Origin of the sequence: Streptomyces sp. URMC 123, assembly GCF_051386515.1 — a bacterium.
Taxonomy (GTDB): Bacteria; Actinomycetota; Actinomycetes; order Streptomycetales; family Streptomycetaceae; genus Streptomyces.
Genome location: NZ_JBPQTV010000001.1, coordinates 25,745 through 41,788 on the forward strand (window position 1 = coordinate 25,745; position 16,044 = coordinate 41,788).

The 16,044-nt window shown below is 71.8% G+C and carries 14 protein-coding genes and 1 riboswitch; of the genes, 8 read left to right on the forward strand and 6 right to left on the reverse strand.

The genetic code is table 11. The annotated features are described in order from the left end of the window. Positions 1 to 51 precede the first annotated feature (51 nt). The 4 genes from ACSNOD_RS00125 (at position 52) to ACSNOD_RS00140 (ending at position 6,419) form a co-directional block, all read left to right on the forward strand. On the forward strand, positions 52 to 2,250 hold the full coding sequence (locus ACSNOD_RS00125) for a carbon starvation CstA family protein (RefSeq protein ID WP_436764586.1): 2,199 nt from the start codon (positions 52 to 54) through the stop codon (positions 2,248 to 2,250). 92 nt (positions 2,251 to 2,342) lie between these two features. Then, a complete protein-coding gene (locus ACSNOD_RS00130) occupies positions 2,343 to 2,540 on the forward strand; it encodes a YbdD/YjiX family protein (protein ID WP_436764644.1) in 198 nt (65 codons plus the stop codon). 152 nt (positions 2,541 to 2,692) lie between these two features. After that, positions 2,693 to 2,814: riboswitch (cobalamin riboswitch) on the forward strand. Between the two features lie 156 nt (positions 2,815 to 2,970). Then, on the forward strand, positions 2,971 to 5,382 hold the full coding sequence (locus tag ACSNOD_RS00135; RefSeq protein ID WP_436764587.1) for a ribonucleoside-diphosphate reductase subunit alpha: 2,412 nt from the start codon (positions 2,971 to 2,973) through the stop codon (positions 5,380 to 5,382). Beyond that, positions 5,382 to 6,419, forward strand: a complete 1,038-nt coding sequence (locus ACSNOD_RS00140) for a ribonucleotide-diphosphate reductase subunit beta (protein ID WP_436764588.1) — start codon at positions 5,382 to 5,384, stop codon at positions 6,417 to 6,419. The genes ACSNOD_RS00135 and ACSNOD_RS00140 overlap by 1 nt, the downstream gene beginning before the upstream one ends. Positions 6,420 to 6,580: 161 nt before the next feature. On the opposite strand, the gene def is transcribed toward ACSNOD_RS00140, so the two are convergent. From def to ACSNOD_RS00170, 6 genes are all read right to left on the reverse strand, one after another. Next, positions 6,581 to 7,228 (reverse strand): peptide deformylase, encoded by a 648-nt coding sequence (gene def / locus ACSNOD_RS00145; RefSeq protein ID WP_436764589.1) that lies wholly within the window; start codon positions 7,226 to 7,228, stop codon positions 6,581 to 6,583. Between the two features lie 124 nt (positions 7,229 to 7,352). After that, complete coding sequence (locus ACSNOD_RS00150; protein WP_436764590.1) at positions 7,353 to 8,336, reverse strand: tetratricopeptide repeat protein; 984 nt, start codon at positions 8,334 to 8,336, stop codon at positions 7,353 to 7,355. A gap of 721 nt (positions 8,337 to 9,057) precedes the next feature. After that, complete coding sequence (gene rsrA / locus ACSNOD_RS00155) at positions 9,058 to 9,474, reverse strand: mycothiol system anti-sigma-R factor (protein WP_436764591.1); 417 nt, start codon at positions 9,472 to 9,474, stop codon at positions 9,058 to 9,060. Then, the gene (locus ACSNOD_RS00160; RefSeq protein ID WP_436764592.1) at positions 9,471 to 10,175 is read right to left on the reverse strand and encodes a sigma-70 family RNA polymerase sigma factor; all 705 of its coding nucleotides are present in this window, start codon (positions 10,173 to 10,175) and stop codon (positions 9,471 to 9,473) included. Before ACSNOD_RS00160 ends, rsrA begins: the two co-directional genes overlap by 4 nt. A 328-nt stretch (positions 10,176 to 10,503) precedes the next feature. Next, complete coding sequence (locus ACSNOD_RS00165) at positions 10,504 to 11,163, reverse strand: alpha/beta hydrolase family protein (protein WP_436764593.1); 660 nt, start codon at positions 11,161 to 11,163, stop codon at positions 10,504 to 10,506. A 50-nt stretch (positions 11,164 to 11,213) separates the two neighbouring features. Further along, entirely contained in the window at positions 11,214 to 12,035 is an 822-nt protein-coding gene (locus ACSNOD_RS00170; RefSeq protein ID WP_436764594.1) for an SOS response-associated peptidase, read from the reverse strand. A gap of 53 nt (positions 12,036 to 12,088) precedes the next feature. Between ACSNOD_RS00170 and ACSNOD_RS00175 the strand changes: the two genes are divergently transcribed. From ACSNOD_RS00175 to ACSNOD_RS00190, 4 genes are all read left to right on the forward strand, one after another. Then, entirely contained in the window at positions 12,089 to 12,838 is a 750-nt protein-coding gene (locus tag ACSNOD_RS00175; protein ID WP_436764595.1) for a M50 family metallopeptidase, read from the forward strand. A gap of 171 nt (positions 12,839 to 13,009) precedes the next feature. Continuing rightward, on the forward strand, positions 13,010 to 14,359 hold the full coding sequence (gene aroA / locus ACSNOD_RS00180; RefSeq protein WP_436764596.1) for a 3-phosphoshikimate 1-carboxyvinyltransferase: 1,350 nt from the start codon (positions 13,010 to 13,012) through the stop codon (positions 14,357 to 14,359). 8 nt (positions 14,360 to 14,367) lie between these two features. Then, positions 14,368 to 15,375: a ribosome small subunit-dependent GTPase A gene (gene rsgA / locus ACSNOD_RS00185; protein WP_436764597.1), complete on the forward strand. Its 1,008-nt coding sequence runs from the start codon at positions 14,368 to 14,370 to the stop codon at positions 15,373 to 15,375. Between the two features lie 319 nt (positions 15,376 to 15,694). Further along, positions 15,695 to 16,015 carry a DMT family transporter gene (locus tag ACSNOD_RS00190; RefSeq protein WP_436764598.1) on the forward strand — a complete coding sequence of 107 codons (321 nt, stop codon included), beginning with the start codon at positions 15,695 to 15,697 and terminating at the stop codon, positions 16,013 to 16,015. Positions 16,016 to 16,044: the final 29 nt, after the last annotated feature.

Consider the following 16,044-nt stretch of genomic DNA (forward strand, 5'->3'; position numbering starts at 1 on the left):
ATTTCCCGCACGTTACGAGGGAGATCACCAAGCGGGAACGGAGCACGTGCCATGCCAGAGCCAGCACCACCGAAGACCCCCCAGCGCCGCGTGTCCCCACGGTCCATGGCCATCTGGACCGCCGTTTCCCTCATCGGCGCGGCCGCCTGGGCCGTGCTCGCCCTGTCGCGCGGCGAGGAGGTCTCGGCCGCCTGGATGGTGGCCGCCGCCCTGGGCTCGTACGCCATCGCCTACCGCTTCTACTCCCGGTTCATCGCGCGCCGGGTGCTCAAGGTCGACAAGACCCGCGCCACCCCGGCCGAACGCCACGACGACGGCGTCGACTTCCACCCCACCGACCGCCGGGTGCTGCTGGGCCATCACTTCGCGGCCATAGCCGGCGCGGGCCCGCTGGTCGGCCCCGTGCTGGCGGCGCAGATGGGCTATCTGCCCGGCACCATCTGGATCGTGGCCGGTGTCATCTTCGCCGGCGCGGTGCAGGACATGGTGACCCTGTTCTTCTCCACGCGCCGGGACGGCAAGTCGCTGGGGCAGATGGCCCGTGAGGAGATCGGCCCGCTCGGCGGTGCGGCGGCCCTGATCGCGGTCTTCGCCATCATGATCATCCTGCTGGCCGTGCTGGCGCTGGTCATCGTCAACGCCCTGGCCGGCTCCCCCTGGGGTACCTTCTCCATCGCGATGACCATTCCGATCGCGCTGTTCATGGGCGTGTACCTGCGGGTGCTGCGGCCCGGCCGGGTCACCGAGGTCTCCGTGATCGGCGTGGCGCTGCTGCTGCTCGCGATCGTGGGCGGCAACTGGGTCGCCGAGTCCTCCTGGGCCGACGCCTTCACCCTGGAGCCGAGCACGCTGGTCGTCTCGATGGCGGTGTACGGCTTCGTGGCGTCGGTGCTGCCGGTGTGGATGCTGCTCGCGCCGCGTGACTACTTGTCGACCTTCATGAAGATCGGCACCATCTGTCTGCTGGCCATCGGCGTGGTCGTGGCGCTGCCCACCATGAAGATGGAGGCGATCACCGACTTCGCCGCGCGGGGCGACGGGCCCGTCTTCGCCGGCTCCCTCTTCCCGTTCGTCTTCATCACCATCGCCTGTGGCGCGCTCTCCGGCTTCCACTCCCTGGTCTCCTCGGGCACCACCCCGAAGATGATCCAGAAGGAGACCCAGATCCGGATGATCGGCTACGGCTCCATGCTGATGGAGTCGTTCGTGGCGATCATGGCGCTGATCGCCGCCTGTGTCATCGACCCGGGGCTGTACTTCGCGATGAACGCCCCCGCCGGCGTCATCGGCGACTCCGTGCAGTCCGCCTCCCAGGCAGTCGCCAACCTCGGCTACACCATCACCCCGGACCAGCTCACGGCCGCCGCCAAGGCCGTCGAGGAGCAGACCCTGCTGTCGCGGACCGGTGGCGCCCCCACCTTCGCGATCGGCATGTCGGAGATCTTCTCCCAGGTCTTCGGCGGCCACGGCATGAAGGCGTTCTGGTACCACTTCGCCATCATGTTCGAGGCGCTCTTCATCCTGACGACCCTCGACGCGGGAACGCGGGTGGGCCGGTTCATGCTCCAGGACACCCTGGGCAACCTCTACAAGCCCTTCAAGGACATCACCTGGAAGCCCGGCCTGTGGTTCGCCAGCGCGGTCGTCGTGGGCGCCTGGGGCTACTTCCTGTGGGTGGGCGTCCACGACCCCCTGGGCGGCATCAACCAGCTCTTCCCGCTCTTCGGCATCGCCAACCAGCTGCTCGCCGCGGTGGCGCTCGCCGTCTGCACCACCCTGCTGGTGAAGTCGGGGCGCCTCAAGTGGGCGTGGGTGACGGGCATCCCGCTGGTCTGGGACGCGGCGGTCACCCTCACCGCGAGCTGGCAGAAGGTCTTCTCCGACGACCCGCGCGTCGGCTTCTTCGCCCAGCGGGACAAGTACCAGGACGGCATCGAGGCGGGCAAGGTGCTGCCGCCCGCCAAGAACCTGGACGACATGCACACCGTGGTGACCAACTCCACGGTGGACGGGGTTCTCTCCGCCCTCTTCGCGCTCCTGATCCTGGTGGTGATCGCGGACGCCGCGCGCATGTGCGTCAAGGCCGTCCGGAACCCCGCCGCGGCGCCGCTCAAGGAGACGCCGTACGTAAAGTCCACGCTCGTCGCCCCGGCCGCGCTCTTCCCGACCCGGGAGGAGAAGGCCGAACTGGCCGCGGCGGGCGCGGGGAGCGAGGGCGGCACCGGCACCCGTACGGGGCACACGCCATGAGCGGGGACACCGTACTGCCGTCGGGCGGGAGGGTTCCGGGCCCTCGCACCGTACTGTCGTCGATCCGGAAGGCCGCCGGCCCTCGCACCGTACTGTCGTCGATCCGGAGGGCCGCCGCCCGGTTCCGCTGGTTCTGGCGCGAGGCGTCCGGCGAGGCCGCGTACGACCGTTATGTCGCCCACGCGCGCGCCCGAGACCCACGCGCGGACGTCCTCGGTCGGCGCGAGTTCGAGCGCCGCCGGATGGACGCCCGGGAGGCCGATCCACGCGAGGGCTTCCGCTGCTGCTGACCGAAAAAGACACGGTCGACCGTTCGCACCCGGGCCGCCGCTCCCTCTCTGAAGGGGCGGCGCCCCTTCCCCGTTGCAAACCGCACGCCCGGCCGAGCACGCAGCCCACGACACAACATCTGGTGCCGCACCTGACCCACGACACAAGATGTATGCTCGTGCTCGCTGTCGCCGCAGGGGAATCCGGTGGGAATCCGGAACTGTCCCGCAACGGTGTGGAAGTGCATGTTTTGCGCACCCAAGTCCGAGGACCTGCCGACAGTCACGCCCGGATCGACCGACCGGGCGTCGTGACGTCCGGGCCTCGCGGGTTGGGCCGGTGGACGCTGTGTGGCGAGAACGCGCCCGTTCCCCAGGAACGCCGTGCCCTGTGCCGTCAGCGCTCCCCGCACCCCCACGCGGCCCCCAGCCGAGCGAGGGAGAGCACCACGTGACCATCGCGCCCGCCGATCCTGTTTCAGACGCGTCCGCGGCACAGCACGCGTCCGACCGGAGCGCCGACGGTCCCGGGACCGCGCTGCTGCGCACCCTGACCGACCTCACCGCCGATCTGCCCTCGACGGACCCCGGGCGGGTCGCCGCGGCCGCGCTGCGGGGCCGGCACGCCGGCTCCGACGAGGCGGAGCTGCGGTCGCTCGCCACCGAGGCCGCGGCCGGTCTGATCTCCGAGGACCCGGAGTACTCCCGGCTCGCCGCCCGGCTGCTCTCCCGCGCCATCGCCGACGAGGCCGCCGGCCAGGGCGCGGTGTCCTTCTCCGCCTCGGTGGCCGTCGGCCACCGCGAGGGCCTGATCGCCGACGGCACGGCCGCGTTCGTGCGGCAGCACGCCCGGCGGCTCGACGCCCTGGTGGACGAGGCGCTGGCGGGCGGCGCCGACGACCGCTTCGGCTACTTCGGCCTGCGCACCCTGCACAGCCGCTATCTGCTGCGCCACCCCATCACCCGGCAGGTCATCGAGACCCCGCAGCACTTCATGCTGCGCGTCGCCGCCGGCCTGGCCGAGGACGACAGCGACCGCGCCGTGGACGAGGTGGCCGCGCTCTACGGGCTGATGAGCCGGCTGGACTACCTGCCCTCCTCCCCCACCCTCTTCAACTCCGGCACCCGTCACCCGCAGATGTCCTCCTGCTATCTGCTGGACTCGCCGCTGGACGAGCTGGACTCGATCTACGACCGCTACCACCAGGTCGCCCGGCTCTCCAAGCACGCCGGCGGCATCGGCCTGCCGTACACCCGCATCCGCTCCCGCGGCTCGCTCATCCGCGGCACCAACGGTCACTCGAACGGCATCGTCCCCTTCCTGCGCACCCTCGACTCCTCGGTCGCCGCGGTCAACCAGGGCGGCCGCCGCAAGGGCGCCGCCTGTGTCTACCTGGAGACCTGGCACGCCGACATCGAGGAGTTCCTGGAGCTGCGCGACAACACCGGTGAGGAGGCGCGGCGCACCCACAACCTGAACCTCGCCCACTGGATTCCGGACGAGTTCATGCGCCGGGTCGACGCCGACACCGACTGGTCGCTGTTCTCGCCCGCCGATGTGCCGCACCTGGTCGACCTGTGGGGCGCGGAGTTCGACGCCGCCTACCGCGAGGCCGAGGCGCAGGGCCTGGCCCGCAGGACGATCCCGGCGCGCCAGCTGTACGCCCGCATGATGCGCACCCTCGCGCAGACCGGCAACGGCTGGATGACGTTCAAGGACGCCGCGAACCGTACGGCGAACCAGACCGCCGAGCCCGGCAACGTGGTCCACTCCTCGAACCTCTGCACCGAGATCCTGGAGGTCACCAACGACGGCGAGACGGCCGTCTGCAACCTCGGCTCGGTCAACCTGGGTGCCCATGTGCGGCCCGGGGAGCACTCGCTGGACGAGGCCATCGACTGGGAGCGGCTGGACGCCACCGTGCGGACCGCCGTCACCTTCCTCGACCGCGTCGTGGACATCAACTTCTACCCGACCGAGCAGGCCGCGCGGTCCAACGCCAAGTGGCGCCCCGTCGGCCTGGGCGCGATGGGCCTCCAGGACGTCTTCTTCCAGCTCCGGCTGCCGTTCGACTCGCCCGAGGCCGCCCGGCTCTCCACCCTCATCGCCGAGCGGATCATGCTCGCGGCGTACGAGGCCTCCTGCGACCTCGCCGAGCGCCACGGGCCCCACCCGGCCTGGTCCGCCACCCGCGCCGCGCGCGGTGTGCTCCACCCCGACCACTACGGCGTGGAGCAGCGCTGGACGGACCGCTGGACGGCGCTGCGTGCCCGTATCGCCGCCACCGGGATGCGCAACTCCCTGCTGCTGGCGATCGCCCCGACGGCGACCATCGCCTCCATCGCGGGTGTCTACGAGTGCATCGAGCCGCAGGTGTCGAACCTGTTCAAGCGCGAGACGCTCAGTGGTGAGTTCCTCCAGGTCAACTCGTACCTGGTGAACGACCTGAAGAAGCTGGGCGTGTGGGACGCGCAGACCCGGGAGGCGCTGCGCGAGTCCAACGGCTCCGTGCAGGACTTCGCCTGGGTGCCGCAGGAGATCCGCGATCTGTACCGCACGGCGTGGGAGATCCCGCAGCGCGCGCTGATCGACATGGCCGCGGACCGTACGCCGTACCTGGACCAGAGCCAGTCGCTGAACCTCTTCATGGCCTCGCCGACCATCGGGAAGCTCAGCTCGATGTACGCCTACGCCTGGAAGAAGGGCCTGAAGACCACGTACTACCTGCGCTCGCGCCCGGCGACCCGGATCGCCCAGTCCGCGCGTGCCGCGGCCCCCCTCCCCGTTCAGCAGGTGGCCGAGGCCGCGGACGCCGTCGCCTGCTCCCTGGAAAACCCCGAGTCCTGCGAGGCATGCCAGTAATGACCACCCCGTCCCCCGAGAAGACCGCGTCGGCGAGCAAGAACCTGCTCGACCCGGGGTTCGAACTCACCCTGCGGCCCATGCGCTACCCCGAGTTCTACGAGCGCTACCGTGACGCGATCAAGAACACCTGGACGGTCGAGGAGGTCGACCTCCACTCCGACGTGGCCGACCTGGCCAAGCTCTCCCCCGAGGAGCAGCACCTGCTGGGGCGCCTGGTCGCCTTCTTCGCCACCGGTGACTCGATCGTGGCGAACAACCTGGTGCTCACCCTCTACAAGCACATCAACTCCCCGGAGGCGCGCCTGTACCTGTCGCGCCAGCTCTTCGAGGAGGCCGTGCACGTCCAGTTCTATCTGACGCTGCTGGACACCTACCTCCCCGACCCGGACGACCGCGCGGCGGCCTTCGCGGCCGTGGAGAACATCCCCTCCATCCGGGAGAAGGCGCAGTTCTGCTTCAAGTGGATGGACTCCGTGGAGCAGATCGACCGCCTGGAGTCGAAGGCCGACCGCCGCCGGTTCCTGCTCAACCTGATCTGCTTCGCCGCCTGCATCGAGGGCCTGTTCTTCTACGGCGCCTTCGCCTATGTGTACTGGTTCCGCTCCCGCGGTCTGCTGCACGGCCTGGCGACCGGCACCAACTGGGTGTTCCGGGACGAGTCCATGCACATGGACTTCGCCTTCTCGGTGGTGGACACCGTGCGCCAGGAGGAGCCCGACCTCTTCGACGAGGAGATGGGCAAGCAGGTCACGGCCATGCTGGAGGAGGCCGTGGAGGCCGAGCTCCAGTTCGCCCGCGACCTGTGCGGTGACGGCCTGGCCGGCATGAACACCGACTCCATGCGCGAGTACCTGGAGTGCGTGGCGGACCAGCGGCTGCGCCGCCTGGGCCTGCCGGCGCGCTACGGCTCGGAGAACCCCTTCTCCTTCATGGAGCTCCAGAACGTCCAGGAGCTGACGAACTTCTTCGAGCGCCGCCCGTCCGCGTACCAGGTGGCCGTCGAGGGTTCCGTCGACTTCGATGAGGACTTCTGATCACGTTCCCCGGACCGATCGCACGGGTCTGCTGATCCCGCCGTCCGCCCCGCGCCGCCCCGTGGCGACGCGGGGCGGCGGCCGCGGGCTCGGGTTCTGCCGGGCGTAAGCGAAGGGCCCCGCTCCGGTGATCCAGAGCGGGGCCCTTCGCCGTACGCGCGTCAGTCGTTGGGGACCGTCTCGTAGCGCGGCGTGCCCTCGGCCATCTGCCGCAGCGCGTCCTTGCGGTCCCGCTTGGAGAGCCGGTCGATGTACAGGTAGCCGTCGAGGTGGTCCGTCTCGTGCTGGAGGCAGCGGGCGAAGTAGCCCGTGCCCTCGACCGCGATCGGCTTGCCCTCCAGGTCCTGGCCCCGGCAGATCGCGTAGTCCGGGCGGGCCAGCGGGGCGTAGGCGGTGGGGACGGAGAGGCAGCCCTCGTTGGAGTCGTCCAGCACCCTGCGGTCGGCCGGGAGGTCCTCGATCACGGGGTTGCAGATCGCGCCGACGTGCCGCACGCCCTGGTCGTCCATGCAGTCGTAGACGAAGACCCGCAGGTCGACACCGATCTGGTTGGCGGCGAGGCCCACGCCCTCGGCGGCCCGCTGGCTGGCGAACATGTCGTCCACGAGCCGCAGCAGGTCGTCGTCGAACCGCTCCACGTCCTTGCACCGCTTGTGCAGTACGGGGTTGCCCACGACGGTGATCGGCCGGGCCGTGCCGCGCTCGCGGTGCGCCTTCTCCCGCTCGTCGGCGTCCACCGTGTCATCGATGAACTCCGAGGCCGACGTCTCCTCCGTCACCTGCTGCCCCCCGCTGTCCTGCTGCGCCATGTCCGCCGTACGCCTTCCTCACTCCGTGATGCGATGCGCTCACCCTGGCGCGCTCCGCCCGTACAGAGTACGGCTCGGGCTCGGAACGCCGTAACGCGGTCGCTCCGCGTCATGGGCGCGTCGGTCAGCAGACCTCTTCGAGGTCCCGCCACTCGCGGGTGTCCGGGCTGTCCGCGGCCCAGCCGTCGAGCAGCCCCCGCACCAGCCCCGGCGGGGCGGCGATACCGCACTCGCGTTCGGGAACCCAGAGCTCGCCCTCGGTCCGGTGGCCGAGCGGGCCGGGGTGGCCCGGCTCGCTGTGGTCGTGCGGGTCCAGATGGCGCTCGCCCTCGCCCTCGTCGCTGGGCATCCGGCTCTCGGAGCACATCCGGCACAGCAGCCGCACCGACGACGACCAGTCCTCCGCCGCGAAGCCCGCGTCGGCCGCCAGCCGCTCCAGGGCGTCCCGGTCGGCCTCCGTGGCGGCCTCCAGCATCACGACCCACGTGGGCACCGGTGAGGGCGCCCAGAGCTCGATCTCGTCGAAGACGGGGTACGAGGGCCCGGCGGCCGTGGTGCGCTCGCCGTGCGGCACCCCGTCGTGGAGCACCACCTCGCCCCAGCGCCGCCCGGACGAGGGCAGCGGAATGGAGAGCACCTCCATCCGGGCGGGGTCGAGCCGGCGGCCCCAGACGACCTCGGCCTCCCCCTCCGGGGAGAGCCGGACGGCGGCGCTGCCCAGCTCCATGCCGACCGGCGGGGCGGACGGCGACCCGTCCGAGGGCACCTTCAGCCCGTACGCCTGCCAGGCCCTGCGGGCCAGCGGCCAGTCCTGGAGGGCGGTCGCGGCGATCCCCACGTTCCACCAGTCGGGCGCCCCCGCGTCCCGGTCCAGCAGGGCGACGGCGCGCAGCCCGGCCGCGCGCGCCTGCTCCCAGTCGTGCCGGAACTTGTGCAGCAGGGCCAGGTTGAACCAGGACTCCGAGAGCCAGGGCTCCAGGTCGGCGGCGCGGGTCAGCAGTGCGCTGGCGTCTTCGTACCGGCCGTCCCCGATCAGCGTGAACGCACGGTCGGTCGCCTGCCGCCACGAAGCCGAGGGCCGATGCCGTACCTTGCCGAAGATCCTCACAATTCCCGCCTGCCGGTCGCTTCTCCTGTGCCGCCTGTGTGCCGGGCGAGTGCCGGCCGCCGCCATCAGCCGATGGCGGCCAGGACGTCCCCCTACCGCACCACACCCCCCTCGGCCACCCCGGTGCCAACCTGCCACAGATCGGCCGCCGTCTCAGCCCGGGCGCGGGCCCGGGCACCGACCGCGGTTCCCGCCTGGGTGCCGACGCCCACCTTTGCTCCCTGCCGCCTGTATACCCCCCTCAGCGCCTCTTCTTCGCATCCAACCATGCCCGTCTTGAGAGCCGCTCATTACCCATGGGTTCGCTCACTCGCGCGACGGGGCGCGACCGGGCGAGACGGGGAACATCGGGGGGCTCCGGCCGTGCGGAGGCATGCCGTGGCCGTACGGGGGCAGGCGCCCGCCGTACGGGAGCGGGGCGTGGTCGGGCGGGGAGAGGAGGGGCGGTGAGCGGCCTGCCCGCGTCGGCCATGAGGTCGGCCCTGAGAGGGCCAACGGGGCGGCGTACGCGCGCGGTTGACGGCGGGCGGTGGCACGGCGGCGGGGCGGGCGCGGAGTGGGCACGCGTACCGCGTCAGCACCCCGGATCAGGTCACGGGAGTGCCCACTCGGAAGAGTCCGCCGGAGCGGTCCACAGAAACGGTTCGCCGGACGGAAAGGGGCCGGACGGTGGCCGGCCCAGGGGCCGGTCCCGAAGATCGGCGGGCCCGGAGATCGGACGTCAGACGGAGTCCGCCGCCTGGTCGGCCACGGGCTCCCCGGGGCCGGAGGGCGCCGAGGGGGCGGTGGTCCGCTCCGCCTGGCGGCCCTGCGCGGCCGCGGCCGCGGCGGCACGCCGCTCGGCGACCGCCTGCTCCAGCACCGACTGCTCCGGCACCGCCTCGCCGGCCCGGATCAGCTCGATCCGGCTCATGACCTTCGCCCGCAGGTCGGCGGGGACGTCGTCATGCCCGCAGCACCGCTTCACGAGCTTCTTCACGGCCTGCTCCAGGCCGTACTTCTCCAGGCACGGCGAGCACTCGTCGATGTGCCCCTCGAACTTGGCGGACTCGCCCTCCGGCATCTCGTGGTCGAGAAACTCGTAGAGGTGGTCGAGAATCTCCGCGCAGTCCGTCTCGTGCGGGTCTCCGCAGCTCATGAGCCCGAGCCTTTCCTGTCGTGCGACTCGGTCGACGCGGCGCCCGCCCCGGCGGGAACGAGCCCGCGCTCCCGGGCGTAATCCTCAAGCAGACCCCGCAGCTGGCGGCGGCCGCGGTGCAGCCGCGACATCACCGTGCCGATGGGGGTTCCCATGATGTCCGCGATCTCCTTGTACGCAAACCCCTCGACATCCGCCAGGTAGACCGCGATGCGGAATTCCTCCGGAATGGCCTGAAGGGCCTCCTTGACGTCGGAGTCCGGCAGGTGGTCGAGCGCCTGGGATTCGGCCGAGCGCAGGCCGGTCGACATGTGCGACTCGGCGCGGGCGAGCTGCCAGTCCTCGATCTCCTCCGCCGCGCTGCGCTGGGGCTCGCGCTGCTTCTTGCGGTAGGAGTTGATGAAGGTGTTGGTGAGAATGCGGTAGAGCCAGGCCTTGAGGTTCGTGCCCTCGCGGAACTGGTGGAAGGAACCGTAGGCCTTCGCGTACGTCTCCTGGACCAGGTCCTCGGCGTCGGCGGGATTGCGCGTCATGCGCAGCGCCGCGGAGTACATCTGGTCGAGGAAGGTCAGGGCGTCGCGCTCGAAGCGCGCGTTGCGCTCGCCCGTCGTCTCGGTGACCTCGGCGGTCTCGGCCGTCTCCCGTGCCTGGGCCGCCTGGCCGTCATCGGCCCCCGCGTCCGTGCCAGCGACCGGACCCACCTCCTCCAACGCCGTGGCGAGACCGAATGCGGACCCGCTCGAATCGGAGGATAGACGACGATCCGGTCCACCCGCCGCTCCAATAAGAGCGCCCCCCGTCACCGACGGCTGAGGCCACTGGGCCATGGTCATGGCCTGCGGGCGGGGCGGGCAATGGATCGAACCCATGCGGCGGACTCCCTCTCCTCGTGCGGTGTGCCGTGGGACACGGACGCTTCGGACAACACGGTGTGCCGCTGTGGCATTCCCGGCCGCCAGCAGCGGTTTCGGACGCCGAGGCCCTCCCGGTTCCGGCGTCCCGGCTCCGGACGCGGAGGCCGTCCCGGTTTCAGACGCCGAAACCGTCCAGCCAGCCGGCCACCGCCCCCGTGATCAGTTCCATGGCCTCCTCGCCCGTCAGCGGCGCCTTCCGGGGCACCGCGAAACCGTGATCGGCGTGCGGCACCTCGACCAGTTCTCCACCGCTCGGCAGCGACGGGAACTCCGCGGGGCGGCCGAAAGGGTCATTGCCGCCCTGCACGACGAGCGTGGGCAGCCCGCTCCCGACGAGCTCGTCCGCGCGGGAGCGCTCCGGCCTGCCGGGCGGGTGCAGCGGGAAGGCGAGGGCCAGGACGGCGTGCGCGCCGAGGTCGCGCGCCGTGCGGCAGGCGACCCGGGCGCCCGCGCTCCGCCCGCCGGCGACGACGGGGACGCCCGCCCGCTCCAGCGCCGGCCACAGGGCCGTCCAGGCCGCGTCCAGGGCCTTCGGGGCGGGTGCCAGCTTCTTGCCCGCGACCCGCCAGGGCTGCTCCACCAGGGCGACCGTGACGCCGCGCGCCGGCAGCCCGGCGGCCAGGGCCCGGAGGTCCTTCGCCTCGATCCCGCCGCCGGCCCCGTGGCCCAGGGCGAGGGCGAGACGGGGCTCGGGGGCACGGTGCCAGTGGACGCGGGCGTCGCCCGCGGGGGTGGCGACGGTCTCGGCGTCCGTCGCGGTGAGGTGCTCGCTCATGGGGCCCATCCTCGCCCGAGGAAGCGCCCACGAGGCGCCCGGCGCCCCGTTCAGAACAGCGTGCCCTCCTCCGGCGCCTCGATCTCCGTCACCAGCTGCGGGCCGTTCGTCCGCACATCGCTGACCTCCGTCGGCACCGGATAGGCCCGTACGAGCCCCGGTGGCGGCGGCTGCAGCAGCGAACGCAGGTCGTCGGGGTCCGTGCACCGCGCGTCGAGCCACCGCTCCCACCGCTCCCTCGGCAGCACGAGCGGCATCCGGGGGTGGATGTCGGCGAGCGACACCGGACCGCCCTCCCCCGCGCCGCCCCCGGGCAGCGGTTCGCTCTCCGCCTCCGTGGTGACCACCGTGCAGGTCACCCACCACGCCTGCGGATGGTCGTCGGGCAGCGTCCGGTCCCGCCAGAACTCGTACAGGCCGGCCAGTGCCATGACCGACCCGTCGACAGGGGTGACGAAGTACGGCTGCTTGCGGGCCCGTTTCCGCTTGCCCTGCTCCTCCAGCCGCCGTTCGGCCGTGCCGGTGGCCCACTCGTAGTAGCCGTCGGCCGGGAGCAGGCAGCGGCGCTGGGCGAAGGGCTGCCGGAACGAGGGCTTCTCGTGGACCGTCTCCGCCCGGGCGTTGATCAGTTTCACCCCGACGTCGGGCGACTTCGCCCAGCCGGGCACGAGCCCCCAGCGCAGGGTCCTGAGCTGGCGCACCGGCTCCCGCGAGCCGCTGCCCCGCTCGGGGCGCTCCAGCACCGCGTAGACGCTCTTCGTCGGGGCCACGTTCCAGTCCGGGGCGATGGTCTCCGTCGGCTCCCACTTCGCCACGTCGAATATCCCGACGAGGTCCTCCGGCTTCCGGCTCGCTGCGTATCGACCGCACATAGCTGCCACACTGCCACGACGCCCGTACTTCCCCACAAGAGAGCCCCACCCCCATGGACAGCACGGCCGCCGCGAGCACCGCGGCACGCACGGACACCACCTCCCTCACCGAGCTCTGGGACCGCGTCATGGGCTCGCAGCCGCACCCGCCCGTCTGGCTGGTCGCGGTGACGGGGGTGCTCGCGCTCGCCGCCGTACTGCCGCGCGGCGCCTGGCGGTTGAGCCGCAACGCCGTCACCATCGCGCACGAGGGCGGCCATGGCCTCGTCGCGCTGCTGAGCGGCCGCCGGCTCGAAGGGATTCGGCTCCACTCGGACACCTCGGGGCTGACCGTTTCCCGCGGCAAGCCGACAGGACTGGGGATGATCCTGACCGCCGCGGCGGGCTACACGGCACCGTCCCTGATAGGCCTGGGCGGCGCCTGGCTGCTCGCCGCCGGTCACATCACCGCGCTGCTGTGGGGCTCAGTACTGTTGCTGGCCGCCATGCTGGTCATGATCCGCAACGCCTACGGCGTGCTGACCGTCGTCCTCACCGGCGCGGCGTTCTTCCTCGTCTCCTGGCTGACCGAGCCGGAGGTCCAGGCCGGGTTCGCCTATACGGTGGTGTGGTTCCTGTTGCTCGGCGGGGTGCGGCCGGTCTTCGAACTCCAGGGCAAGCGGCGCGGCGGGGCGGCCCCGGACTCGGACGCCGATCAGCTCTCCCGGCTGACGAACGTGCCGGCGGGGCTGTGGCTGTTCCTGTTCCACGCGGTGGCGCTCTGCTCGCTGATCGGCGGCGGGCGCTGGCTGCTCGGCCTCTGACGGGCCAAGGGCCGCCGAGAGCCACCGAGAGGCGGGAGGTGGGAGATGCCTCTGACCACGCCACCGCTGGAGCACCGCTCGGCCGGTGGCCGCCCCTCCACTCGCTTTCGTTGCGGTTTCTCCGCTTTTGATCAGGATTACTCCTTGGCCTGAGCCACTAAAGTGAAGGCCATGACCGGTAATCCCGTGCACACCGCTCTTTGGCCCGCTCCGCTCGCGTCCGGACCCGTTGACGCGACCGTCAGCGTGCCCGGTTCAAAATCGGTCACCAACCGTGCCCTGGTGCTGGCCGCGCTCTCCTCCGAACCGGGCTGGCTGCGCCGCCCGCTCCGCTCCCGTGACACCCTGCTGATGGCCGAGGCGCTGCGCGCGCTGGGCGTGGGCATCGAGGAGGGGATGGGCCCCGAGGGCAGCGGCGAGGCCTGGCGCGTCATCCCCGCCGGGCTGCACGGCCCGGCCACCGTCGATGTCGGCAACGCCGGCACCGTGATGCGCTTCCTGCCGCCGGTCGCGGCCCTCGCCGACGGCCCCGTCCGCTTCGACGGCGACCCCCGGTCGTACGAGCGCCCCCTGCACGGCGTGATCGACGCGCTGCGGGCGCTGGGCGCCCGGATCGACGACGACGGCCGCGGCGCCCTGCCGATGACCGTGCACGGCGCGGGTGCGCTGGACGGCGGCGCCGTGGAGATCGACGCCTCCTCGTCCTCGCAGTTCGTCAGCGCCCTGCTGCTGTCGGCGCCGCGCTTCAACCAGGGGGTGGAGGTCCGCCACGTCGGCGCCGCCCTGCCCTCCCTGCCGCACATCCGGATGACCGTGGACATGCTGCGGGCCGCGGGCGCGCAGGTGGACACCCCGGACTCGGGTGGCGAGCGCAACGTCTGGCGGGTGTCGCCGAGCGCGCTGCTGGGCCGGGACCTGACCATCGAGCCGGATCTGTCGAACGCGCAGCCGTTCCTGGCGGCGGCGCTGATCACCGGTGGGCGGGTGACGATCCCCGACTGGCCGGCCCGCACCACCCAGCCCGGTGACGCGCTGCGGGAGATCTTCACCGAGATGGGTGGCAGCTGCGAGCTGACCGAGGAGGGGCTGACCTTCACCGGCAGTGGCCGCGTCCGCGGCATCGACGTCGATCTCGGCGATGTCGGCGAGCTGACCCCGGGCATCGCGGCCGTGGCGGCCCTGGCCGACTCCGAGTCCGTACTGCGCGGCGTCGCGCATCTGCGGCTGCACGAGACCGACCGCCTCGCCGCCCTCACCAAGGAGATCAACGCGCTCGGTGGCGACGTCACCGAGACCGAGGACGGTCTGCGCATCCGGCCGCGCCCGCTGCTCGGCGGGGTGTTCCACACCTACGACGACCACCGGCTCGCCACCGCCGCGGCCGTCCTGGGCCTGGCCGTCGAGGGCGTCCAGGTCGAGAACGTGGCGACCACCGGCAAGACCCTGCCCGACTTCACAGGACTGTGGACCGGGATGCTCGACAGCGGCGCCCGCACGGCCGCCCCGGCCCGGAGAGCCTGACCAGCACCATGCGTCGCTACGGCAAGCACACCGACGAGGACGACGTACGCGTCCGGCCCGGCCGCAAGGGCAGCCGGCCGCGTACCCACATCCGCCCCAAGCACGAGGACGCCGCCGAGGGCTTCGTGCTGACCATCGACCGCGGCCGGCTGACCTGTCTGGTCGACGGCCGCACGGTGACCGCCATGAAGGCCCGCGAGCTGGGCCGCAAGGGCGTGGTGGTGGGCGACCGCGTCGGCATCGTCGGTGATCTGACCGGCGCCAAGGACACCCTCGCCCGGATCGTGCGGGTCGAGGAGCGGTCATCAGTACTGCGCAGGACCGCCGACGACGACGATCCGTACGAGCGCGTGGTGGTCGCCAACGCCGATCAGCTCGCGATCGTCACCGCCCTGGCCGATCCCGAGCCGAGGCCGCGGCTGATCGACCGCTGTCTGGTCGCCGCCTACGACGCGGGGCTGGAGCCGCTCCTCGTGCTGACCAAGTCGGACCTCGCCCCGGCGGACCAGCTGCTGGAGACCTACGCGCCGCTGGGCACGCGCTATGTGGTCACCAACCGCGAGGAGCTGGCCGACGGCGCGGCGGCGGACCGGGTGCGGGAGCGGCTGGGAGGCCGGATCACGGCCTTCGTCGGGCACTCGGGCGTCGGCAAGACCACGCTGGTGAACCACCTGGTGCCGGACCGGCAGCGGGCCGTCGGGCACGTCAACGCGGTCACCGGCCGGGGCCGGCACACCACGACCTCGGCCCTGGCGCTGCCCCTGCCCGACGGCTCGGGCTGGGTGATCGACACCCCGGGCGTCCGGTCGTTCGGGCTGAACCACATCGACCCCTCGCGGGTCATCCACGCCTTCCCCGACCTCGTACCGGGCACCGAGGAGTGCCCCCGGGCGTGCAGCCACGACGAACCGGACTGCGCCCTGGACGACTGGGTCGCCGCCGGGCACGCCGAGCAGGCGCGGCTGTACTCGCTGCGCCGGCTGCTGTCGACCCGCGAGCGCCGCGAAGGCGACTGACCGTCGGGCAGGAGAGCGGCTCGCGGCCCGGTCGAGAGCGACACGCGGGCGGCTCGGGCCTGACTGATCGAAGATGACTGATCATTGGAAGTTTGCCGCCACTCCGGGGCGGTAAATGCATAATCGCACCAAGGTCAACCTCGGCGATCAATCTGCCGATCAACCAGTAACCCCGGTGACGCGTCTTGGGGGGAGAGTCCGGCGACCCGCCGGGCCACATCGCCAGGCGCCCCGAGCTCGGGCGGTGCTCATGGCGATCGAGGCGAACGCGGCGGACGTGCGCTCAACGAGCAGTCAGCGACGTGGGAGGACACAACTGATGGCGTGGCTGCTGGTGGTGGTGGCCGGACTCCTGGAGACGGGGTTCGCGGTGTGCCTCAAGCTCTCGCACGGCTTCACCCGGCTCTGGCCGACCATCGCCTTCGGTGCCTTCGCGCTCGGCAGCTTCGGCCTGCTGACGCTGTCGTTGCGCAAGCTCGACGTGGGGCCGGCGTACGCGGTGTGGACGGGCATCGGCGCGGCGGGGACGGCGATCTACGGCATGGTCTTCCTCGGCGACCTGGTCTCCACCCTGAAGATCGTGTCGATCACCTTGGTGATCGTGGGCGTGATCGGCCTCCAGCTGTCCGGCTCGCACTGAGCCCCCGGGGCGCGTGCCGGTGCCCGTCG